Annotated in this window: 18 protein-coding genes and 1 pseudogene; 10 read left to right on the top strand and 9 right to left on the bottom strand. The window is 56.2% G+C overall.

The annotated features are described in order from the left end of the window. Nucleotides 1–19 precede the first annotated feature (19 nt). Together hisC and hisB are read left to right on the top strand one after the other, a co-directional pair. A complete protein-coding gene (gene hisC, locus H7A79_RS09115; protein WP_187000035.1) occupies nucleotides 20–1099 on the top strand; it encodes a histidinol-phosphate transaminase in 1080 nt (359 codons plus the stop codon). A gap of 100 nt (nucleotides 1100–1199) precedes the next feature. Further along, entirely contained in the window at nucleotides 1200–2141 is a 942-nt protein-coding gene (gene hisB / locus H7A79_RS09110) for an imidazoleglycerol-phosphate dehydratase HisB (RefSeq protein ID WP_135034404.1), read from the top strand. A 681-nt stretch (nucleotides 2142–2822) separates the two neighbouring features. Here the strand turns inward: hisB and H7A79_RS09105 are convergent. Next, nucleotides 2823–3803 (bottom strand): PhoH family protein, encoded by a 981-nt coding sequence (locus H7A79_RS09105; protein ID WP_135034381.1) that lies wholly within the window; start codon nucleotides 3801–3803, stop codon nucleotides 2823–2825. A gap of 432 nt (nucleotides 3804–4235) precedes the next feature. Between H7A79_RS09105 and trmB the strand changes: the two genes are divergently transcribed. Continuing rightward, nucleotides 4236–4946, top strand: coding sequence for a tRNA (guanosine(46)-N7)-methyltransferase TrmB (gene trmB, locus H7A79_RS09100; protein ID WP_187001675.1), 711 nt, complete (start codon nucleotides 4236–4238; stop codon nucleotides 4944–4946). Nucleotides 4947–5214: 268 nt separating this feature from the next. Here trmB and H7A79_RS09095 read toward each other — a convergent pair whose 3' ends face one another. Further along, nucleotides 5215–6171, bottom strand: a complete 957-nt coding sequence (locus H7A79_RS09095) for a bile acid:sodium symporter family protein (RefSeq protein ID WP_187000034.1) — start codon at nucleotides 6169–6171, stop codon at nucleotides 5215–5217. Between the two features lie 154 nt (nucleotides 6172–6325). Between H7A79_RS09095 and H7A79_RS09090 the strand changes: the two genes are divergently transcribed. The 3 genes from H7A79_RS09090 (at nucleotide 6326) to bioA (ending at nucleotide 9690) form a co-directional block, all read left to right on the top strand. Continuing rightward, entirely contained in the window at nucleotides 6326–6679 is a 354-nt protein-coding gene (locus H7A79_RS09090; protein WP_187000033.1) for a hypothetical protein, read from the top strand. A gap of 131 nt (nucleotides 6680–6810) precedes the next feature. Next, nucleotides 6811–7845 (top strand): Holliday junction branch migration DNA helicase RuvB, encoded by a 1035-nt coding sequence (gene ruvB, locus H7A79_RS09085; RefSeq protein WP_135034384.1) that lies wholly within the window; start codon nucleotides 6811–6813, stop codon nucleotides 7843–7845. A gap of 549 nt (nucleotides 7846–8394) precedes the next feature. Then, a complete protein-coding gene (gene bioA, locus H7A79_RS09080; protein WP_135034385.1) occupies nucleotides 8395–9690 on the top strand; it encodes an adenosylmethionine--8-amino-7-oxononanoate transaminase in 1296 nt (431 codons plus the stop codon). Nucleotides 9691–10237: 547 nt separating this feature from the next. Here bioA and H7A79_RS09075 read toward each other — a convergent pair. Next, nucleotides 10238–10516 (bottom strand): hypothetical protein, encoded by a 279-nt coding sequence (locus H7A79_RS09075; protein ID WP_187000032.1) that lies wholly within the window; start codon nucleotides 10514–10516, stop codon nucleotides 10238–10240. Between the two features lie 65 nt (nucleotides 10517–10581). Here H7A79_RS09075 and H7A79_RS09070 point away from each other — a divergent pair, with 65 nt between their 5' ends. Beyond that, a complete protein-coding gene (locus tag H7A79_RS09070; protein WP_135034387.1) occupies nucleotides 10582–11115 on the top strand; it encodes an NUDIX hydrolase in 534 nt (177 codons plus the stop codon). A gap of 544 nt (nucleotides 11116–11659) precedes the next feature. Here H7A79_RS09070 and arfA read toward each other — a convergent pair. Together arfA and ppsR are read right to left on the bottom strand one after the other, a co-directional pair. Then, nucleotides 11660–11818: pseudogene (gene arfA, locus H7A79_RS09065) on the bottom strand (alternative ribosome rescue factor ArfA); the annotation flags it as partial. A gap of 116 nt (nucleotides 11819–11934) precedes the next feature. Continuing rightward, a complete protein-coding gene (gene ppsR, locus H7A79_RS09060; RefSeq protein ID WP_187000030.1) occupies nucleotides 11935–12753 on the bottom strand; it encodes a posphoenolpyruvate synthetase regulatory kinase/phosphorylase PpsR in 819 nt (272 codons plus the stop codon). Between the two features lie 455 nt (nucleotides 12754–13208). Here ppsR and ppsA point away from each other — a divergent pair, with 455 nt between their 5' ends. Further along, a complete protein-coding gene (ppsA, locus tag H7A79_RS09055; protein WP_135034390.1) occupies nucleotides 13209–15596 on the top strand; it encodes a phosphoenolpyruvate synthase in 2388 nt (795 codons plus the stop codon). 195 nt (nucleotides 15597–15791) lie between these two features. Here ppsA and H7A79_RS09050 read toward each other — a convergent pair whose 3' ends face one another. The 4 genes from H7A79_RS09050 to ttcA form a co-directional block, all read right to left on the bottom strand. Beyond that, nucleotides 15792–17108 (bottom strand): MFS transporter, encoded by a 1317-nt coding sequence (locus tag H7A79_RS09050; RefSeq protein WP_187000029.1) that lies wholly within the window; start codon nucleotides 17106–17108, stop codon nucleotides 15792–15794. Continuing rightward, nucleotides 17098–17292 carry a cbb3-type cytochrome oxidase assembly protein CcoS gene (ccoS, locus tag H7A79_RS09045; protein WP_187000028.1) on the bottom strand — a complete coding sequence of 65 codons (195 nt, stop codon included), beginning with the start codon at nucleotides 17290–17292 and terminating at the stop codon, nucleotides 17098–17100. Before ccoS ends, H7A79_RS09050 begins: the two co-directional genes overlap by 11 nt. Continuing rightward, the gene (locus H7A79_RS09040; protein ID WP_187000027.1) at nucleotides 17292–17609 is read right to left on the bottom strand and encodes an HLGFF motif protein; all 318 of its coding nucleotides are present in this window, start codon (nucleotides 17607–17609) and stop codon (nucleotides 17292–17294) included. The genes ccoS and H7A79_RS09040 overlap by 1 nt, the downstream gene beginning before the upstream one ends. Before the next feature lie 283 nt (nucleotides 17610–17892). Continuing rightward, the gene (ttcA, locus tag H7A79_RS09035) at nucleotides 17893–18837 is read right to left on the bottom strand and encodes a tRNA 2-thiocytidine(32) synthetase TtcA (RefSeq protein WP_187001674.1); all 945 of its coding nucleotides are present in this window, start codon (nucleotides 18835–18837) and stop codon (nucleotides 17893–17895) included. 274 nt (nucleotides 18838–19111) lie between these two features. Here ttcA and H7A79_RS09030 point away from each other — a divergent pair, with 274 nt between their 5' ends. Next, nucleotides 19112–19591, top strand: coding sequence for an LPS-assembly lipoprotein LptE (locus H7A79_RS09030; protein WP_135034394.1), 480 nt, complete (start codon nucleotides 19112–19114; stop codon nucleotides 19589–19591). Further along, the gene (gene holA / locus H7A79_RS09025) at nucleotides 19591–20592 is read left to right on the top strand and encodes a DNA polymerase III subunit delta (RefSeq protein ID WP_135034395.1); all 1002 of its coding nucleotides are present in this window, start codon (nucleotides 19591–19593) and stop codon (nucleotides 20590–20592) included. The genes H7A79_RS09030 and holA overlap by 1 nt, the downstream gene beginning before the upstream one ends. Nucleotides 20593–20608 lie beyond the last annotated feature (16 nt).

The raw sequence follows: 20608 nt of genomic DNA, 5'->3' as shown, positions 1-20608 counted from the left end.
TTTTTACAGAAGCCGAGATATGACTGCTTTTTCCGATTTAATCCGCCCGGATATCCGGGCTTTAACCGCCTATCGGGTGGCTGATTTGCCCGAAGGCTTTATCAAACTTGATGCGATGGAAAGCCCTTATCATCCGTTTGCCGATGATGAAGCGTTATTAAACGAATGGGTGGGGCTGCTGAAAAATGTGCCGATACATCTTTATCCCAACCCTGCAACCAGCGGCCTGCAGGCGGTTTTGCGCGAGGCCTTTGCCGTTCCGCCGGCGGCCGAAATTGCGTTGGGCAACGGCTCGGACGAGCTGATACAGCTGTTTGCCATGCTGCTGGCAAAGCCCGGTGCGGCCATGTTGGCGGTGGAGCCGGGCTTTGTGATGTACCGGCACAATGCTGCTTTATACGGTATGGATTATATCGGTGTGCCGTTGAACGAAGATTTCACGCTCAATCTTCCGGCGGTGTTGGCTGCTGTCGAAAAGCATAATCCCGCGCTGATTTTTATCGCCTATCCGAACAACCCCACCGGCACGGGTTTCGAGCGCGAAGATGTGCAGGCCGTTATCTGCGCTGCCAAAGGACTGGTGGTGGTGGATGAGGCTTACGGCGCTTTCAGCGGCGACAGTTTTCTGCCGCAGGCGGGCAGCATTGAAAATCTGGTGGTGATGCGCACCATCAGCAAAATCGGCTTTGCCGGCCTGCGGGTGGGGTATGCCTGCGGTTGTGCGGGCGTGATGCGTGAGTTGGCGAAAATCGTGCCGCCCTACAATATGAACCAATTGTGTTTGGCAACGGCCAAATTTGCCCTGCGGCATGCAGACAAAATTGCTCAGACTACGACCGTTTTGAAAGTCGAGCGCGAACGCCTGTTTCAAGCGCTTTCTGCCATCGGCCGTCTGAAAGTGTTTCCCAGCGAGGCCAATTTCATTACCGTGCGCGTGCCTTGTGCCGACACGGCGCACGAAACCTTAAAGCGCAATAAGATTTTGGTGAAAAAACTGCATGGTTCGCACCCGCTGCTGGCGCAATGCCTGCGCCTTACTGTGGGTGCGCCGCAACAAAACAATGCGGTTTTAAACGTTATCCGCGATTTATATGCCTGATAAAGCCGCCTGATGATGTTTTCAGACGGCAAACCGGTCCGGTGTGAATACATCAGCCCGGTTTCATTAATAAATATTGTGTGAACAGAAAGATTGTATGATGAACAAAACCCAACTTCACCTGAACAACCTGAAACTGCTGGCCAAAGAGGCCGGCTCGATGGTCGAGCTGGCACGCCGCTGCGGTTACGACAATTCGGCTTCGCTCTCGCAAATCAAACGCCGCCTGGAGCAGCAGTCGGAAGACGAAAACGGCAGGGGCATCCGCCCTTCGCTGTTGGCCAAGCTCGAAGCCGGCATGGGCAAGCGCAAAGGCTGGATGAACCGCGAGCACGATCCTGAAGCAGAACAACGCCGCAAAGAAGTTGCCGCAGCCCGTGCGGCCGCAGCCGGGCAGGCGGAGGGTGCTGCTTCTGCGCCGGCACTTGGTTTCGACTCTGCCGAAGGCCGCACGGCCGTGGTCAGCCGCAATACCTGCGAAACCCAAATTACCGTGGCCGTTAATCTTGACGGTACGGGCAAAAGCCGTTTCGATACCGGCGTGCCTTTCTTGGAGCATATGCTCGACCAAGTTGCCCGCCACAGCCTGATCGACATCGACATCACCTGCAAGGGCGATCTGCATATCGATGACCACCACACTGTAGAAGACATCGGTATCACTTTCGGCCAGGCATTGAAACAGGCGTTGGGCGGCAAAGCGGGCATCCGCCGCTACGGCCATGCCTATGTGCCGCTCGATGAGGCCTTAAGCCGGGTGGTTATCGATTTGTCCGGCCGCCCCGGTTTGGTTTACAACATCGAGTTCACCCGCGCCTTGATCGGGCGGTTTGATGTGGATTTGTTCGGCGAATTTTTCACAGGGTTGGTCAATCACGGTATGATGACGCTGCATATCGATAATTTGAGCGGCAAAAACGCCCACCATCAGGCCGAAACCGTGTTCAAAGCTTTCGGCCGTGCCCTGCGTGCAGCAGTGGAATTTGATCCGCGTATGGGCGGCCGGATACCCTCCACCAAAGGCATGCTCATCGAAGCATAACGGCGGGGCCTGTCTGATTGGAAAATGCCGGCCATCTGCGGCTGCCGCCCGATTTCCGAAGGAAGTCTGTAATATCTTGATATTGTTATGAAGCCCCTGTTTTACAGTTGCGCCGATAAAATAACGGCTTCTGGCATTTCAGACGGCTCTGCGTATTTTTACCGAAATTTCAACCTGCCTTATTTTATGGTGAAACAGAAGCCTAAGGCCGTCTGAATATTCTTTCAGACGGCCTTGAGTTTTCAGAACGCAGGCTGGCGCGGGGATTTTGCAGCCTTGAATCAAAGCCGTTTACATAAAACAGGGGCTGAATAAAATCAGCCCCTGAGTGGTAATGGAGACACGGCAGCCGATAACAGCAGCGGGCGGCAAAGTGCGGCCGCATGATTGCGCAATAAGGGGGAGCCCGTCCGCTTTAAAATCATGGCAAGGCGAAGATTTTACCGGCCGTCTTAAATCCGCTTCATTTCCGTTGCGGCGTTGCCGTGTGCGCTTTAGCCTAAAGTGAACGGTTTTACAAACCGCCCGGGCAGCAACAGAGCCGGTTGCCACTGTTTTCACGGCATGCGGTTTGTGCCTTAAACCGAAAATAAAGCGGGTTGGCTAGATTGCCGTGCGGGTTGATGCGGTGATTGTGGGAAAGCGGCGGCGGTGAAAGGCAGGCGCAACCGCTCCGCAAAACTATGCCGGCGTGCCTTCGGCCTTTTCTCCGCACCCGTCTGCGGCATCGTAGGCCTCCACGATTTTCTGCACCAACGGGTGGCGTACCACATCTTCGCTGGTAAAGGTGTGGAAATACAGCCCTTCGATGCCGGCGAGTTTTTCTCTGGCATCTTTTAAGCCAGATTTGATGTTGCGGGGCAGGTCGATCTGGCTCAAGTCGCCGGTAATCACGGCTTTGGCACCGAAGCCGATGCGGGTTAAAAACATCTTCATCTGCTCGGGTGTGGTGTTTTGTGCCTCGTCTAAAATCACATAGGCACCGTTGAGGGTGCGGCCGCGCATATAGGCCAAAGGGGCGATTTCGATCAGCCCTTTTTCCAACAGCTTGGTTACGCGGTCGAATCCCATCAAATCATAGAGCGCATCGTAGAGCGGGCGCAGATAGGGATCGACTTTCTGAGCCAGATCGCCGGGCAGAAAACCAAGTTTTTCACCGGCTTCCACTGCAGGGCGTACCAAAACAATGCGCTCGATTTGGTGTTTTTCCACCGCATCAACGGCGGCGGCCACGGCTAAATAAGTTTTACCCGTGCCGGCAGGGCCCAGGCCGAACACCACATCGTGATTGAGCAGGGCGCGGATATAGCCGTTTTGGCGCGGTGTACGCCCGCCTATACTGCCGCGCTTGGTGCGCAGATAATATTGTTGGCCGTGGTGTTTTTCTTGGTGGGACGCATCGGCGGTTTTGGCTTCAACAGCGGCAAGTTGGATATCGCTGTCGTCCAAATCACGCTCTCGGGCGGTGTCGGCCAGCGAAAGCAGCGCACGGCGGCCGGCGTGGGCAAGCCCGCCTAAAAGCGTGAAATCGGAAAAGCGGCGGCTGATTTGGATGTCGAGCGCGCGGGCAAGAGTGTTCAGATTGGCATCAAGCGCACCGCAAAGGCGTTGCAGCGCGGCGTTGTCGGTATGTTCCAATTGCAGGCGGACGGTATGGCTCATGTGGCAGGGCAGCTTTTGCGGCAGGTTTGAAGATGGTGGGGTTATAAGGTTTAAGCAGTAAAAAATCAAGGCCGGAGCCTGATAATGAAAGCGCAGATATTCAAACCGACCATTATCTCTGTTTCAGACGGCTCGAACCATCCAAACCAAGCCACTTTACATCATGGCGGCGTTGCGCGCTTTTGCCCCGTTGCGCTGCCTGCGGCACGCCGCTTTGCGCCGGTTTGGTTGCGGGCCCGCTGTGTTTCCGTTGCGGCGTTATCCATACAGCCCGCCGCCCGGTTCCAGAAAGGTGCGGGTTTGCTTGCAGGTTTACTGCAAAGTGAAGGGCAGAACAATCAAGCAGGCATCGGGCCGTCTGAAAAGTTTTTATCTTTCAGACGGCCCGATATTTTTGTAGAATCGCGGTTTTTCACCTTTTTGCGCCCCGCCATGACCAACCCGCAACCGCCCCGTGATGCCGAAACGGCAGAACACCAACGCAGCATCCGCAGTTTCGTGCTGCGCCAAGGCCACATGACCGCCGCGCAGCAGCGCGCCATCAACACGCTGTGGCCGCAGTTCGGCCTCGATTACCAAACCGCGCCGGTAGATTTGAATGCCGTGTTCGGCCGCGCCAACCCGAAAGTGTTGGAAATCGGCTTCGGCATGGGCGCAGCCACGGTGGAAATCGCCAAACGGCTGCCGCAAACCGACTTTCTGGCCGTTGATGTGCACGGCCCGGGTGTCGGCAATATTTTGAAATTGATTGACGAGCAAAGCGTGAATAATATCCGCGTGATGCGGCATGACGCCGTAGACGTGGTGGAAAACATGCTCTCCGACAGCTCGCTTGAGGGCATTCATATTTTCTTTCCCGACCCGTGGCACAAAAAACGCCACCACAAACGCCGCCTGATCCAAGCCCCGTTTGTGGCCAAGCTGCTGCCCAAGCTCAAACCCGGCGGCTATATCCATCTGGCAACCGATTGGGAAGAATACGCCGTTCAGATGCTGGAAGTGTTAAGCGGTTTCGACAGCCTGCAAAACACCGCCGCCGGCTATGCGCCCACCCCCGGCTACCGCCCTGAAACCAAATTTGAGGCGCGCGGCAGGCGGCTGGGACACGGTGTTTGGGATTTGGTGTTTGTGAGCAAAGCCTAAGCGGCCGGCCGAAAGTTATTTGCGCCGCAAACAGAATATGCCGGGCAAACCAAAGATAGTGTGTGAAAGTGTCAATGCCGTTGGTGTATTCTTTCGGCAACAATCAAGCCGTCTGAATGTTTCAGACGGCCTTGCTCTCTGCAATATAGGGCGGAACAAGGCAGCAAAGCCGGAAAACCATGCAGCAAGTGCGCAAACACCCGGTCTGCCGTTTCCGCAGCCGGCAAAAGCCATGTTTTTCAACCACGGGCAGTTTGGTTTTACGGTCTTAGGCCGAATCATCGGGGCTTTCTTGCTTTTTGCCGGCCTTGGCCGCCCAATAAGAAGCCAGCAGCGAGCCGGAAATATTGTGCCACACGCTGAATACCGCGCTGGGCACGGCGGCCAGCGGCGTGAAATAAGCCGATGCGAGCGCCGCACCCAAGCCTGAGTTTTGCATACCCACTTCAATGGCCAGTGTTTTTTGCGCACTGAAAGGCAGGCGGCACAGCCTGGCAGCGAGAAACCCCAGCAGATAGCCGATGCCGTTGTGCAGAACCACCACACCCAGAATCAGCAGGCCGCTTTCGAGGATTTTCGGTTTGGCCGCACCCACCACCGCGCCGATAATCAGCACGATGGCCGCCACTGACACCAACGGCAATGCCCCTGCCGCAGCCTCGGCCTGCTTTCTGAACAGCAAATGCGCGGCCACGCCCGCCACCACCGGCAGCAGCACCATTTGGGCAATCGAGCCGAACATCGCGCCGGCAGAAATATCCAGCCACTGGTTGGCCAGCAGGTAGAAAACTGCAGGCGTGAGTACGGGCGCCAGCAGCGTACTCACAGAAGTTACCGCCACCGAAAGCGCCACATCGCCCCGCGCCAGATAGGTGATAACATTAGAAGCCGTGCCGCCGGGGCATGCCCCCACCAAAATCACGCCCACGGCAATTTCAGGCGGCAGATTGAAACCCGCCGCCAACGCATAAGCGGTGAGCGGCATAATCACAAACTGTGCCGCCACCCCCACCAACACCGCTTTCGGATGGCGGCCGAGAATTTTAAAATCGGCAGGCGAGAGCGTCAGCCCCATGCCGAACATCACCACACCCAGCAGCAGCGGAATATGCGGCAGCACCCATTTGAAAGTTTCCGGCGCGGCAAAAGCAATGCCCGCAAACAGTGCCGCCCACAAAGCAAAAGTTTGGCCGACAAAGCGGCTGAAACGGCTCAAAGATTCCATAACATTTTCCAACCAAACAAAAAAGCGCAGCATACGCGCATTTCTAGGCAGGTGAAAGACACGCGCGCAAGCCTGCGCCGTAAACGTTTAAATTTCGGCTATAATCCCAACCTGCCCGCTTTCTTTCAGACGGCCTTCAGAGAATATCCGGCAAATGAACAACCACACCGATTTACTGCACGATAAAATCAGCAACAGCGGCTATATCCGCCTGATTCGCGATAACAGCCGCAGCTTCAGCGCCGCCGAACACGCCCTGCTGCGGGAAATACTCGGCAGTTTCGAATTTGATGCCGTGCAGGCGCAGGCATTGGCGCAGGCAGTGGTGCAGCAGGCGCGTTTCGACCCCAACGCCCTGCACATTGGCAGCGATGATGAAGACACCGCCGGCATTTGCCCCCACTGCATCAACCCGCCCATGCCGCCTCTGCGCGACTATCTGGTTTGGCGGCAGCGCACCGCCGGGCAATCCAAAAGGCCGTCTGAAACCCCGCCGATACGCTTTTAAACCAATGCACAACGGCAGGCTGCAAACACGATAACCCGTGCAAGGCCGACACCATTATTATAATGGCCGGGCAGGCCGGTCATAATAATACGCCCCGCTTTCAGACGGCCTCTAACAACACGCAAACACCTATGCTGCAAACCGACAATCTTTCCGCCGCCCAACCGCAACGCATCATCACCGCGCAAAGCATCTCCGCCCAAGAAGAGCTGCTCGAGCGCGCCCTGCGTCCGAAAACCCTGGCCGACTATATCGGGCAGGCCAAAGCCAAAGAGCAGTTGGCGATTTTTATCGCCGCCGCCAAAAAACGCGGAGAGGCACTCGACCACACGCTGCTGTTCGGCCCGCCCGGCCTGGGCAAAACCACGCTGGCGCACATCATTTCCAAAGAATTGGGCGTAAACCTGCGCCAAACCAGTGGCCCCGTGATCGAGCGCGCCGGCGATTTGGCTGCCCTGCTCACCAATCTCGAGCCGCACGATGTGTTGTTTATCGATGAAATCCACCGCTTAAGCCCCGTGGTAGAAGAAATCCTCTACCCCGCGTTGGAGGACTACCAGCTCGACATTATGATAGGCGAAGGCCCCGCTGCCCGCTCGGTGAAAATCGACCTGCCGCCGTTTACGCTGGTGGGCGCCACCACCCGCGCCGGCATGCTCACCAACCCGCTGCGCGACCGCTTCGGCATCGTGTCGCGGCTGGAGTTTTATGAAACAGCCGACCTGGCCACCATCGTTACCCGCTCCGCCCAACTGCTGCAGCTGAATATGGGCGAAGAAGGCGCGCTGGAAGTTGCCCGCCGCAGCAGGGGAACGCCGCGCATCGCCAACCGCCTGCTGCGGCGCGTGCGCGATTATGCCGAAGTGAAAAACGGCGGCCTGATCGATGCGGCCACCGCCGATGCTGCTTTGGGTATGCTCGATGTGGATTCGGAAGGCCTCGATGTGATGGACAGAAAATTTCTCGAAGCCGTTATCGGCAAATTCGGCGGCGGCCCGGTGGGGTTGGACAACATCGCCGCCGCCATCGGCGAATCCACCGACACCATCGAAGACGTTATCGAACCCTATCTGATCCAGCAGGGCTTTTTGCAGCGCACCCCGCGCGGGCGCACCGCCACCGAACGCAGCTATCTGCATTTCGGGCTGAAAACCGAAAAAACCTAGTCGAACCAAAGCCACACCAAACGGCACCGCGTCCTTGATTAAAGCGCGCAAACCGCCGAAGCGGCAACGGCCCCGCCATACTGCCTGCGGTTACGCTGCCATGTTCAAACCGTGCGGAAAACCCCGCCCCGATAAAATTTCAGACGGCTTGCGGTGCGGAAAACCTCCGTTTTCCGTATTGTTTGCATTTTACGTTTTCCACCCATATACCCGTTTGGGGATGTTTGCCGGGCGTGCCGCAAGACAGTAAAACCGCACAGTTTCGAGCATGGCAAAAACCAAGCCATTGTTTCCGCTAAAAAACACAAGCCGTTTGGCCTTGCGGAGGTAAGCAGCCCAACCCAACCTTTACCGACAACCCAAAGTCCTTTGCAAAACAAATTTCCGGAGCCGTTTTCAGGCCGTCTGAAATGCTGAAAAACCCTGTTTTACAGATTTGCCGGCCCACCCGCATTCCCGGCAGGCGTGTAAAGCCGGCAGGAAGCCGTTTTCAGACAGCAGCCCGGCTGTTGCAAAGGTTTCAACATTTTTCTATTGACACCAACCGCCATGTTTACATCCGCCGACTCTGATTTCGACCGCCGCCATATCTGGCATCCCTACACTTCCATCACCGCCCCGCTGCCCGTTTATCCCGTTGCGCGCACCGAAGGCGTGTATATCGAGCTTTCAGACGGCCGCAGGCTGATAGACGGCATGTCGTCGTGGTGGTGTGCACAACACGGCTACAACCACCCCGAGCTGGCCGCTGCCGCGCAACGGCAGCTCGAAACCATGCCCCATGTGATGTTTGGCGGGCTCACCCACCAACCCGCCGTGCGCCTGTGCCGCAGCCTGAAAACCATGCTGCCAGCCAACCTCGACTGCATTTTTCTGGCCGACTCCGGCTCGGTGGCGGTGGAGGTGTCGCTGAAAATGGCTCTGCAATACTGGCACGCGCGCGGTGAAGCGCGCAGCAAATTTCTCACCATCGAGCGCGGCTACCACGGCGACACCTTCGGTGCCATGAGTGTGTGCGACCCCGTTAATTCGATGCACAGCCTCTACCGCAGCTTTCTGCCCGAACACATCTTCGCCCCCGCCCCGCAAAGCCGCTTTAACGGCGAATGGCTGCCCGGCGACATCATTGCGTTTCAGACGGCCTTAGCGCAAAACCACCGCAGCATTGCCGCCGTGATACTCGAGCCCATCGTGCAGGGCGCGGGCGGTATGCGCATCTACCACCCCGAATTTTTGCGGCAGGTGCGCGCCTTGTGCGATGAATACGGCATCTTGCTGATTTTAGACGAAATCGCCACCGGTTTCGGCCGCACCGGCAAACTGTTTGCCTGCCAACACGCCCAAGTGCAGCCCGACATCATGTGCATCGGCAAAGCCCTCACCGGCGGCATGATGACGCTCTCCGCCGCCGCCGCTGCCCGCCGTGTGGCCGAAACCGTGTGCAGCGGCGAAGCCGGCGTGTTTATGCACGGCCCCACCTTTATGGCCAACCCGCTGGCCTGCGCCGTGGCCGAAGCCAATATGCAGATCTTGCAGCGCAACCAATGGCCGCAGCAGGTGGCCGCCATCGAGCGGCATTTTCAGACGGCCTTATCAAGCCTGGCCGGCCACCCCAATGTAGCCGATGTGCGCATCATCGGCGCAGTCGGCGTGGTCGAAACCCGCCACCCCGCCGATATGGCCGCCATGCAGAAATTTTTTGTAGAGCAAGGCGTGTGGATCAGGCCGTTCGGCAAACTGATCTACCTGATGCCGCCCTTTATCACAGCCCCGCAGCAGATGCTCAAACTCACCGGTGCCGTGGCAGCGGCCGTTGGCGAAAACAGGCTGTTCCGGCAGCCCTAACCCGCGCCGGCAGGGCAGAACCGATGTAAAACCGATGCAGCCGGCGGGTATGGTTCCGCGCGCACCCGGCAAAAGTTCCGTAAAACAGCCGGATAAAGATGCGGATCAAAACACAGCGGCGCGGTCGGGGCAGACATGGCAACAGGACGGGGCAGATTCGCCTTTTTGACACAAGGCAGCAAACCGCAGACCGTGCAGGCAGTACGGAACCGTTTCTGCCGCCGCATCAACTGCCGGCAAAACCGCCTTCTTTAAGCCAAAGTGCAGTACCGTAACGGAAGGGAGAGAAGCCGGAACACAATGCCCGCGCCAGGCCGTTTGGCAAAAATCTTAGGCCGGGGTTTCCTGCAAAAACTACCTTCAGGCCGTCTGAAAGCTTTCAGCACCGCCATTGCCGCAATACCGCCATTCCCGTGCAGATGGGAACCCAGATGAAAATACACAAACCAATCCGCTATAATCAGGCAGTGCGCAATGCCTGCACCAAGCCGTTTTGCCACAACGGCAGGCAGGGGCTGCAAAAATACCTTCAGGCCGTCTGAAAGGCTTAAATACCGTTATCGGCTCGGCAAGCTTGCGAAGCCGATAGCGGCAGATAAACGTGTGATGTTTTGTTGCATGCGGGGTAGAAAAATCCAGCATTGTTTACATTTTTCGTTTTTTGCTTGAAGCCCCGTTTGGGGGTTTCGAGGATTGTCGAACCTGCCGAAAGGCACGGCAGGGCGGCATGTTTTTTTGGGTATACACGCAAATCACAAAACCGCCGTTTCAGCAAAAACAAAAGCTTTCCGGCAAAAAAGTGTAACAGCCCGGCCTTTTTCAACATAATCAATCAGGCCGTCTGAAAGCATTATCTCTCTCCGAAACCCTATTCCCACCGAAAGGAACACCATGAATCTGGCCGAAACCCGCCTCAGCTCCGAGCCGATTTTCAAAGGCTCGTTTATCGACATCGCCCGCGACACCGTGCGCCTGCCCAACGGCAACGAAAGCACCCGCGTGGTGATTCGCCACCCCGGTGCCGCCTGCGTGCTGGCCGTTACCGGCAACGGCGAAGTGGTGCTGGTGCGCCAATGGCGTTACGCCTGCGGCCGCGCCCTGCTCGAGCTGCCCGCCGGCAAACTCGATGCCGGCGAAAACCCTGCCGCCTGCGCCCTGCGCGAACTGGCCGAAGAAACGCCCTACACCGCCGACAGCGTGAAACTGCTCCACACTTTCTACACCGCCCCCGGTTTCTGCGATGAAGTGATGTATCTCTACCAAGCCGAAGGCGTGCGCGAAGGCAGCACCCTGAAAAACGATGAAGACGAGCTCACCGAAACCGTGCTGATGAGCCGCGAAGCCGTTAAAACTGCTCTGCAAAACAATGAAATTGCCGATGCCAAAACATTGGCGGGATTGCAATATTGGCTGCTGAACAGTTGATTTTGGATTTCGGCGAAGCCCAAAAAAACACTGTAAAACGTTACCCAGCCCGCGTGGGAATAACGATGGCTGAATCTTTCAGACGGCCTGAACAAATTTTGCAAAGGTTTCGGCATCGGGCATTTCAAAAGGCTCCGTGCGTTTTGACCCCAATGCCGGCCTAGGCAGTTGGAAAAGCACCCGAGGCCGTCTGAAAACATTCAGACGGCCTCGGGTGAATGGCGGGCAAAAATCAACAGCCTGCTTGTTTTCTGAGGGGCTGCGGTTTTTTGAACGGTGTCTAAATGCTTTGTCGGGCAGGTTTTTGGCGTTTGCGGTTTTCTTTTATGTGTTGCCGGTGTGTGGTTTGATATCGGATAGGGTTTGCGGGCGGCGGGCAGATATTGTGTGATGGCGGATTGACTTAATTTCCGCTACAGCGTTGCTGCGCCTTGCAGCTTTCTATCGAAGTCATTGAATCTGCTGTAGAAATGCTTGGAAAGATAAAAGCTTGGGGCAGGCGGCGGTTGGCGGCGGCATAAAAAATCAGGTTTTCCAAGAGAGGAAAACCTGACGGGTTGTTGTGGCGGCCTTTGCGGCTGTATGCGCCTTTGCCTTTTTTGTTTTTAAACACCTTGTGGCGGAAGAGATTGGATTTAACCAGGGCTTTCAAGGCGTTATCTTGAATTTTGCCTTTGTTGGTTTCGATTTTGCGTTTGCTCATTTTGGTTGAACCATATATGTTTTCAGACGGCCCGCATTTTAGCACAAGGCCGTCTGAAAGAGATATAACGCTATGTTTCAACAGGGCAATAATGTTGTAAAACAGTTGGCCGGCGTTTAGAAACGCCGCTTCAGATGGCAGGCCTGCATAATGTTTACGGCCAATTCTTCCACCGATTTGTCGGTGGTGTTGGTGAACGGGATATTGTGGGTGCGGAACATGGCCTGTGCATCGGCAACCTCGCGCCTGCAGGTGTTGAGCTGCGAATAGGTGGAATCGGGGCGGCGTTCGTGGCGTATGGCCTGAAGGCGCTCGGGCAGAATGGTGAGGCCGTAGAGTTTGTGTTTGTGGGGTTTGACCATGTGCGGCAGATCGCTGCTTTCCAAATCATCAGGGGTGAGCGGGTAGTTGGCGGCGCGTATGCCGTATTGCAGCGCGAGATACAGGCAGGTGGGGGTTTTGCCCGAGCGCGATACGCCCATCAGAATCACATCGGCGTCTTTCAAATCTTTGCCGCTGATGCCGTCGTCGTGGTTGAGCGAAAAATTCACCGCTTCCATGCGCGCATCGTAACGCTGGGTGTCGCCGATGCCGTGGGTGCGGCCGACCGAATGGCGGGCGGTCAGCCCCAGTTCGCGCTCTATGGTGCCGAGAAAAGCATCGAAAAAGCTCAAATGCAGCCCTTCGCAATTTTTAATGATACTGCGGATTTCGTCATTGATGATGCTGGTGAACACCAGCGGGCGCAGGCCGCTTTCGGCTGCGGCGGCATTGATAATCCGTACTGCTGCACGGGCTTTGTCGGGCGTGTCCACAAAAGGATAGGTGGCACGCTTGAAGCTGATGCCTTCAAACTGGTCGAGCAGAGCCTCGCCCATGCTCTCCGATGTGATACCGGTGCGGTCGGAAATAAAAAAAGCAGAACGGCGCGCCATGGTGTTCCTCTCAAACTGCCCAATAAAGGGGTGGGTTGCGGGTCAAAATATCTACCATCATACTACATAATATTCCGGCAACAAACCGTTTCGGCTGAATTGGAAACCGGCTGCAACGGCCTGACTACAAACTGTTACAATAAAATAACTATATTTTTTAAACACACATTTCATTCAACGAGTGGGGGTTTATTGGCATTTTATGCCGATTATTTTGCCTTGAGCAGGCGGCAAGATTTTGTTAACTTATTTCAAGCCCCATATTTAACAAGGGTTAAGGAAAACAACAATGGATTATCATATTGTTTCATGGTGCTACACGGTGCGTTGGCGGCAATTTTTTTCAGACGGCCGCAGTGCCTGCCTGCATAAAAATACATGACACTACACGCCCGAGTGGTTAGAATACCGCTGCGGATTCATTTCTTTTTTTAACTTGTTAATGGACTGAAAACATGGCTGCAAATTACGTGATTTGGTTTGAAAACCTGCGCATGACCGATGTGGAAAGCGTGGGCGGTAAAAATGCCTCTTTGGGCGAAATGATCAGCCGGCTTACCGAAAAAGGTGTGCGCGTGCCGGGCGGTTTTGCCACCACTGCCGAAGCCTACCGTGCTTTTTTGGCGCACAACGGCCTGAGCGGGCGTATTTCCGCCGCTTTGGCTGCTTTGGATGTAGAAGACGTTACCGAGCTTGCGCGTGTGGGCAAAGAAATCCGCCGGTGGATTTTAGACACGCCTTTTCCCGCAGAGCTGGATGCAGCCGTTGAAGAAGCCTGGAACAAAATGGTGGCCGATGCCGGCAGCAGTGAAATTTCGGTAGCGGTGCGCTCTTCGGCCACGGCCGAAGACCTGCCCGATGCTTCGTTTGCCGGGCAACAGGAAACCTTCTTAAACATCAACGGGCTGGAAAACGTTAAAGAAGCCATGAAACACGTTTTCGCTTCACTGTATAACGACCGCGCCATTTCCTACCGCGTGCACAAGGGTTTTGCGCACGACATCGTGGCTTTGTCGGCAGGTGTGCAGCGCATGGTGCGCTCCGACAGCGGTGCGGCCGGCGTGATGTTTTCTATCGACACCGAAAGCGGTTTCGACCAAGTGGTGTTTGTAACCTCTTCATACGGCCTCGGCGAAACCGTGGTGCAGGGTGCGGTGAATCCCGATGAATTTTATGTGCACAAACCTACACTGAAAGCCGGCAAGCCCGCCATTTTGCGCAAAACCATGGGTTCCAAGCTGATTAAAATGACCTTCACCGACCAGGCGCAGGCAGGCAAATCGGTGCAGGTGGTGGAGGTGCCCGAAGCCGACCGCAAAGCCTTTTCGATTTCCGATGAGGAAATCACCGAATTGGCCAAATATGCGCTGATTATTGAAGAACATTACGGCCGCCCGATGGATATCGAATGGGGACGCGATGGTGTGGACGGCAAACTTTATATTCTGCAGGCGCGCCCTGAAACCGTTAAATCGCAGGAAGACGGCACCCGCAGCCTGCGCCGCTACAGCATAGGCGGTCAAAAGAAAATCTTGTGCGAAGGCCGCGCCATCGGCCAGAAAGTCGGCCAGGGCAAAGTGCGCCTGGTGCGCGATATATCGCAGATGGAGAGCGTGCAGGCCGGCGATGTGCTGGTTACCGATATGACCGACCCCGATTGGGAGCCGGTGATGAAACGCGCTTCGGCCATTGTAACCAACCGTGGCGGCCGCACCTGCCACGCCGCCATTATTGCCCGCGAGTTGGGCATTCCCGCCGTAGTGGGCAGCGGCGATGCAACCTCAACCCTTTCAGACGGCCAGGAAGTAACCGTGTCTTGTGCAGAGGGCGACACAGGCTTTATTTATGAGGGCCTGCTGGATGTGGAAGTAACCGATATCGCTTTGGACAATATGCCCAAATCGCCGGTAAAAATCATGATGAATGTGGGCAATCCCGAGCTGGCATTCAGCTTCTCCGGCCTGCCCAACGAAGGCATCGGCTTGGCGCGGATGGAATTTATCATCAACCGCCAAATCGGCATCCACCCCAAAGCACTGCTTGAGTTTGACCGCCAAGATGCCGGCTTGCAGGAAGAAATCCGCGAGCGCATTGCCGGTTATGCTTCACCGGTGGATTTTTATGTGGACAAAATCGCCGAGGGCGTGGCCACGTTGGCGGCATCGGTTTACCCGCGCAAAGTGATAGTGCGCATGTCTGATTTCAAATCCAACGAGTATGCCAACCTGCTGGGCGGCAGCCTGTACGAGCCGCACGAAGAAAACCCGATGTTGGGCTTTCGCGGTGCCGCCCGCTATGTTTCAGACGATTTCAAAGAATGCTTTGCACTGGAATGCCGTGCGCTCAAATATGTGCGTGATGAAATGGGGCTGACCAATGTGGAAATCATGATTCCGTTCGTGCGCACCCTGGGCGAAGCCGAGGCCGTGGTGAAGGCATTGAAAGAAAACGGCTTGGAGCGGGGTAAAAACGGCCTGCGCCTGATTATGATGTGCGAGCTGCCGAGCAATGCCCTGCTGGCTGAGCAGTTTCTGCAATATTTCGATGGTTTCTCCATCGGCTCCAACGATATGACCCAGCTCACCCTGGGCGTGGACCGCGACAGCGGCGGTGCGATTGCCGGCACATTCGATGAGCGCAACCCTGCCGTGAAAGTGATGCTGCATCTGGCCATCTCGGCCTGCCGCAAACACAACAAATATGTCGGCATCTGCGGCCAAGGCCCGTCTGACCACCCCGATTTTGCCAAATGGCTGGTGCAGGAGGGCATTGAAACCATCTCGCTCAACCCCGACACCGTGATTGAAACCTGGCTGTATTTGGCGAAAGAATTGAACCAATAAGGCCGTTTGAAAACCAAACCGCCGTATCTGCGATGAAGATACGGCGGTTTCTGCTTTGGTTTGGCGGCGGTAATGAACGCACACATTTTTCGTGCGAAGCACAAGCTGCGGGCGGCAATACTGCCAAGCTGTTTTACAACCGAGGCAGCATCGGCCTGCCCTTGGCCGTCTGAAATGTTTCAGACGGCCTGAGACTTAGCCGGATGATTTTTTCAGACAACTTTTCAAATCACTGAAAAACTGCGGTTCGAGTTTGACCAAATAAGCAATCAGCGGCAGATTGCCCGCCGCCACCGTCAGATAAAGCAGGGTGATGCTGTCAAACAGCCACAGCAGGGCGGCGCTCAAGAGGGCGGCAGTAACCATAAACAGACCGTTTACGATATTGTTGGCGGCTACGGCATGGGCGCGGAAAGCATCGCTGCTGGCGGTTTGCAGCCAAGTGTAGAGCGGCACCGAGAAAAAGCCGCCGAAAAAGCCGATGGCAACCATGGCAAGGATAACGGGGTAAGCGTTGGCCTGCGACAAAAACCAGCCCAAGCCTTGCAGTTCGGTAAAGTGCCGGCCGTGCGTGAGCCAAACCAGCACCAGCCCGCTGACGGTGAGGCCGAGTGCGCCAACCACCACCCATCCCAAGTGCAGCCGCCGGTGGCTGGCTTTGGCGCACAGTAGGGAGCCGGCGGCGATGCCGACAGAAAACAGCGTCAGCATCAGATTGAACACATTATCGTTGCCGCCCAGATGGATTTGCGTGAACGTGGGCAGTTGGGTGGTATAGACCGAGCCGACAAACCAAAACCACGAAATGCCGATGATGGCGGCGCAGAGTTTGCGTTGGGCGAAGGTTTCTTCCAGCAGCACCCAAGTGCCTTTGGCGATGTTGGGTTCGAGGCGGGCGGCAGGGTTTTTGGCGGGTACAGACGGCATAAACAGGCTGGTAAGCGTGCCTGCCGCCGCCACTGCCACCACCATGATGCCGATGATGTGCGGCGGAATGCCCGCCACGGCGGTGCCGAGAATCTGGCCGGACAAAATCGCCAAAAACGTGCCCGATTCAATCAGGCTGTTGCCCATAATCAGCTCTTCATCGTTGAGATAATCGGGCAGTATGGCATATTTCAGCGGGCCGAACAGGGTGGATTGCGCGCCCATGCAAAACAGGCAGAACAGCAGCAGGGGGGCGGAGCGGATATAAAAGCCAAACGCTGCCGCCGCCATTACCGCGATTTCCAACAGTTTGACCGCGCGGGCGAGTTTGGCTTTGTCGAACTTGGTGCTCAGCTGCCCCGAAATGGCCGAAAACAGAAAATAGGGCAGGATAAACAGCAGCGCACCGAGATTGAGCATCTGGCCGGCGGGCAGAAAATCGTTCTGCCCCAGGCCGTAGAAACTGATCATCACAAACAGCGCGGTTTTAAACAGATTGTCGTTGAACGCGCCGAGAAACTGCGTGCCGAAAAGCGGGGCAAAGCGGCGGCTGGTGGAGAAATCCAGGTTGTCTTTAAGGCTCATTTTGCTGCGTTTCCCGAGGTTTGCCGGCATCCGGCCGGTCGGTAGAATCATCGTCCATCAAGATGCGGTGTGCCGGGCCTTCCAAATCGTCAAACTGGCCGCTTTTGCCCGACCACCAGAAAAAATAGGCAATCAGAAAGGCCAGAATAATGCTGATGGGTATCAGAATAAACACGCTTTCCATCACAGGGTTCCCGTTAAATCGTTGAGCAGCAGCGTTTGGCCGGCAAGAGTGAGGTATTCGCCGCGTATGCGGCCGAGGGCGGCGTTGTCGTCAAACAGGGCGACATGGTCTTTTTCGAGCGTCCAATAAAGCGGCGCTGCGGCGTTTTGGCAGGCCGCAAGCGCGCGCACGGCGGCGGTCGGCGGCGGCAGGTTTTCGCTTTGCAGCTTCACGGCGAAACGCCCGCTTTGCGGCGGGTTTTCGGATTCATTGTCGGGCAGCATGATAAAAAAGCCCAAATGATCACCCTCTTGGGTGTGGATACTGAAATAGTGCATATTTTCAGACGGCCTTTTGCAGATGGGGTAATGTAACAGTTTGTGGGCGGGATAAAAAGGGGAAAATACGCAGAAACAAGGCGGTTTTGCTTTTCAGACGGCCTGCATGGTATTTGTCGTCCGGCACTTAAAACATCTGCGTCATGCTCTGACGCGGTTCGGCCGTCTTTTGTTGTTTCATAACTTTCCGGCAAATCGAGATACTCGGGTCAAGCCCGAGTATGGCGGAGTCGGGCGTTTCAGACGGCCTGAATGGTTTTGGCCGTCTGAAACATTTGCAGCCTTATTGGGGTTTGCTGGCCAAAATATTGATCACTTTTTTCGGCGCGGCGGCGGGCAGTATGGTTTCGCCGTTTTCTGCCCTGAGGCCGTCTGAAAACCGTGGCGGCAGGATTTCTTTATCGAAAGCCAAATCACCGCCGTGTTTCAGTTTCTGGCCGCGCTGCAAGCCGGCAAAGTCAAACAAACCGGTGTCGGCCAAGTGGGAGGGCACCACGTTTTGCAGCGCGGCAAACATACTCTCGATGCGGCCGGGAAAGCGCTTGTCCCAATCTTGCAGCATTTCCTTAATCACCTGCCGCTGCAGGTTGGGCTGCGAGCCGCACAAGTTGCAGGGGATAATCGGAAACTGCTTCAGCCCGGCATAGCGCGCCAAGTCTTTTTCTTTCACATACGCCAGCGGGCGGATAACGATGTGTTCGCCGTTGTCGCTCACCAGTTTGGGCGGCATGGCTTTGAGTTTGCCGCCGTAAAACATATTCAGAAACAGGGTTTCGAGAATATCGTCGCGGTGGTGGCCCAGCGCGATTTTGGTGCAGCCCGATTCTTTGGCCGCGCGGTAAAGCACGCCCCGGCGCAGGCGGCTGCACAGCGAGCAGGTGGTTTTGCCTTCTCCGATTACGCGTTTGACCACAGAATAAGTGTCTTCTTCGATGATTTTATACGGCACGCCGATGCTTTGGAGATATTCAGGCAAAACATGCTCGGGAAAACCGGGCTGTTTTTGATCGAGATTGACGGCCAGCAGATCGAAATCCACCGGTGCAGATGCCTGCAGCTGGCGCAGAATATCCAAAAGCGCATAGCTGTCTTTGCCGCCCGAGAGACACACCATGATTTTGTCGCCGTTTTCAATCATGTTGAAATCGTTTACGGCATCGCCGACAGCATGGCGCAAACGTTTGTTCAATTTATTGTTTTCGAGTTCGTGTTTGGGTTTTCTAGACATGGCGGAAAACGGGCTGGAAAAAGCCGTGATTATACCCAAAAACCGGGAAGGCCGTCTGAAAACAAGCGGCGGAAACCAGATGAGGCGCGGCTTTTCGGGCAGTTTTTTCGGGCAGTTAAAGTGAAACCGTACCGGCACGGTTCCGGCATTATATACCGGCGTAGTGCCGAACAGGCGGCAAGCGGCGCCCGGCCGTTCGGACGGCCTGACAAACCTTCGGCCGCTGGGCTATAATCCCAACCCGGTTTGTTTCCACAGGCTACGGAAGAGCTTTATGAAAAAGATTTTATCGGCTGCCGCCGTGATGCTGGCGGCCGGCTGCGGTTTTCATCTGAAAGGCACAGGCGGCATCTCCGGCGCGCTGCCTTACCCGTCTTGGTATATAGCCAACGGCCAATCCATGCAGCGGCCGCTCGAAAACGCCTTGCGCCGCGCCGGCGGTAAACCGGTGCAGGCATCCGAAGCACAGGCCACGGTCACGGTAAACCATATCGGCACCCGCCGCGATGTGTTCACCGTTACCCGCGCAGCAGTCATCAACGAATACCTGCTGGTGTTGCAGGTGCAGGCGCAGGCCTATGCCGGCGGCAGAGCGCTGGGTGAGCCGGTAACGGTGCAGGTGGCGCGCAAAATCGATTATTCCGACAGCGAAGTGCTGGGCAAGGCCGAAGAAGAAAACACCGTTTGGGAAGAAATGCGTGCCGATGCCGCCGGGCAGATTGTTACCCGGCTGACTTTTCTGAAAGCGCAGTAATGGCGGCAGCAGACACCGGCGGATTTTCGCCCGATCAGCCGCTCAAATCCCTGTATGTGATACACGGCGAAGAAGACCTGCTGCGTGTGGAGGCGTTGGACAACCTGCGCGCCGCCGCCAAAAAGCAGGGCTATCTCAACCGCGAAGTCTATACCGCCGACAACAGTTTCGATTGGAACGAACTTCTGCAGTCGGCAGGCAGCATGGGGCTGTTTGCCGATTTGAAACTGTTGGAAATCCATATCCCTAGTGGCAAACCCGGCAAAAACGGCGGCGATGCGCTGCAAACGCTGGCCGCGCGCCTGCCCGAAGACACAGTAACCGTGGTGGTGCTGCCCAAGCTGGAGCGCGCCCAAACCCAGGCCAAATGGTTTGCTTCGCTGGCGGCGCACGGTGTGGTGCTGGAAGCCAAAGCCGTTACCGGTGCCGCGCTGCCGCAATGGATACGCAGCCGTCTGAACCGCCTCAATCTCGATATCGAAGCCGATGCGCTGGCATTATTTGCCGAGCGTGTAGAAGGCAACCTGCTGGCCGCCAAACAGGAAATCGACAAACTCGCACTGCTGCACCCGGCAGGACATTTAGTCGATCTGGCCGATGCCGAAGCTGCCGTTGCCAATGTGGCCCGTTTTGATGTGTTCCAGCTTGCCGGCGCATGGATGGGCGCAGATGCCCCCCGCGTAGCGCGCCTGCTCGACAGTTTGGAGGCGGAAGGCGAAGAGCCCGTGTTGCTGCTGTGGGCAGTGGCCGAAGATGTCCGCACCCTTATCCGCCTTGCCGCCGCGCTGAAACAGGGGCAGAGCGTGCAGGCCGTACGCAACAGTCTGCGTCTGTGGGGTGAGCGGCAGACACTCGCGCCGGCCGCACTCAAACGCATCGGTGCCGCCCGCCTGATCGAAGCCCTGCAAACCTGCGCCCGTATCGACCGCATCATCAAAGGCGCAGAAGCCGGCAATGCATGGAGCGAGTTCAAACAATTGGTTACGGGATTGGCACGATAAAGCTATAATGCCGTGC

Source organism: Neisseria musculi, assembly GCF_014297595.2.
GTDB lineage: Bacteria > Pseudomonadota > Gammaproteobacteria > Burkholderiales > Neisseriaceae > Neisseria > Neisseria musculi.
Note: the sequence above shows the minus strand (reverse complement) of the source record. Positions and strands in the feature narration are given on the sequence as shown.

What these genes read in the sequence shown, in the direction of transcription:
- hisC (WP_187000035.1), top strand. Translation starts at nt 20, where the DNA reads ATGACTGCTTTTTCCGATTTAATCCGCCCGGATATCCGGGCTTTAACC.
- hisB (WP_135034404.1), top strand. Translation starts at nt 1,200, where the DNA reads ATGAACAAAACCCAACTTCACCTGAACAACCTGAAACTGCTGGCCAAA.
- H7A79_RS09105 (WP_135034381.1), bottom strand. Translation starts at nt 3,803, where the DNA reads ATGAGCCATACCGTCCGCCTGCAATTGGAACATACCGACAACGCCGCG.
- trmB (WP_187001675.1), top strand. Translation starts at nt 4,236, where the DNA reads ATGACCAACCCGCAACCGCCCCGTGATGCCGAAACGGCAGAACACCAA.
- H7A79_RS09095 (WP_187000034.1), bottom strand. Translation starts at nt 6,171, where the DNA reads ATGGAATCTTTGAGCCGTTTCAGCCGCTTTGTCGGCCAAACTTTTGCT.
- H7A79_RS09090 (WP_187000033.1), top strand. Translation starts at nt 6,326, where the DNA reads ATGAACAACCACACCGATTTACTGCACGATAAAATCAGCAACAGCGGC.
- ruvB (WP_135034384.1), top strand. Translation starts at nt 6,811, where the DNA reads ATGCTGCAAACCGACAATCTTTCCGCCGCCCAACCGCAACGCATCATC.
- bioA (WP_135034385.1), top strand. Translation starts at nt 8,395, where the DNA reads ATGTTTACATCCGCCGACTCTGATTTCGACCGCCGCCATATCTGGCAT.
- H7A79_RS09075 (WP_187000032.1), bottom strand. Translation starts at nt 10,516, where the DNA reads ATGTTGAAAAAGGCCGGGCTGTTACACTTTTTTGCCGGAAAGCTTTTG.
- H7A79_RS09070 (WP_135034387.1), top strand. Translation starts at nt 10,582, where the DNA reads ATGAATCTGGCCGAAACCCGCCTCAGCTCCGAGCCGATTTTCAAAGGC.
- ppsR (WP_187000030.1), bottom strand. Translation starts at nt 12,753, where the DNA reads ATGGCGCGCCGTTCTGCTTTTTTTATTTCCGACCGCACCGGTATCACA.
- ppsA (WP_135034390.1), top strand. Translation starts at nt 13,209, where the DNA reads ATGGCTGCAAATTACGTGATTTGGTTTGAAAACCTGCGCATGACCGAT.
- H7A79_RS09050 (WP_187000029.1), bottom strand. Translation starts at nt 17,108, where the DNA reads ATGAGCCTTAAAGACAACCTGGATTTCTCCACCAGCCGCCGCTTTGCC.
- ccoS (WP_187000028.1), bottom strand. Translation starts at nt 17,292, where the DNA reads ATGGAAAGCGTGTTTATTCTGATACCCATCAGCATTATTCTGGCCTTT.
- H7A79_RS09040 (WP_187000027.1), bottom strand. Translation starts at nt 17,609, where the DNA reads ATGCACTATTTCAGTATCCACACCCAAGAGGGTGATCATTTGGGCTTT.
- ttcA (WP_187001674.1), bottom strand. Translation starts at nt 18,837, where the DNA reads ATGTCTAGAAAACCCAAACACGAACTCGAAAACAATAAATTGAACAAA.
- H7A79_RS09030 (WP_135034394.1), top strand. Translation starts at nt 19,112, where the DNA reads ATGAAAAAGATTTTATCGGCTGCCGCCGTGATGCTGGCGGCCGGCTGC.
- holA (WP_135034395.1), top strand. Translation starts at nt 19,591, where the DNA reads ATGGCGGCAGCAGACACCGGCGGATTTTCGCCCGATCAGCCGCTCAAA.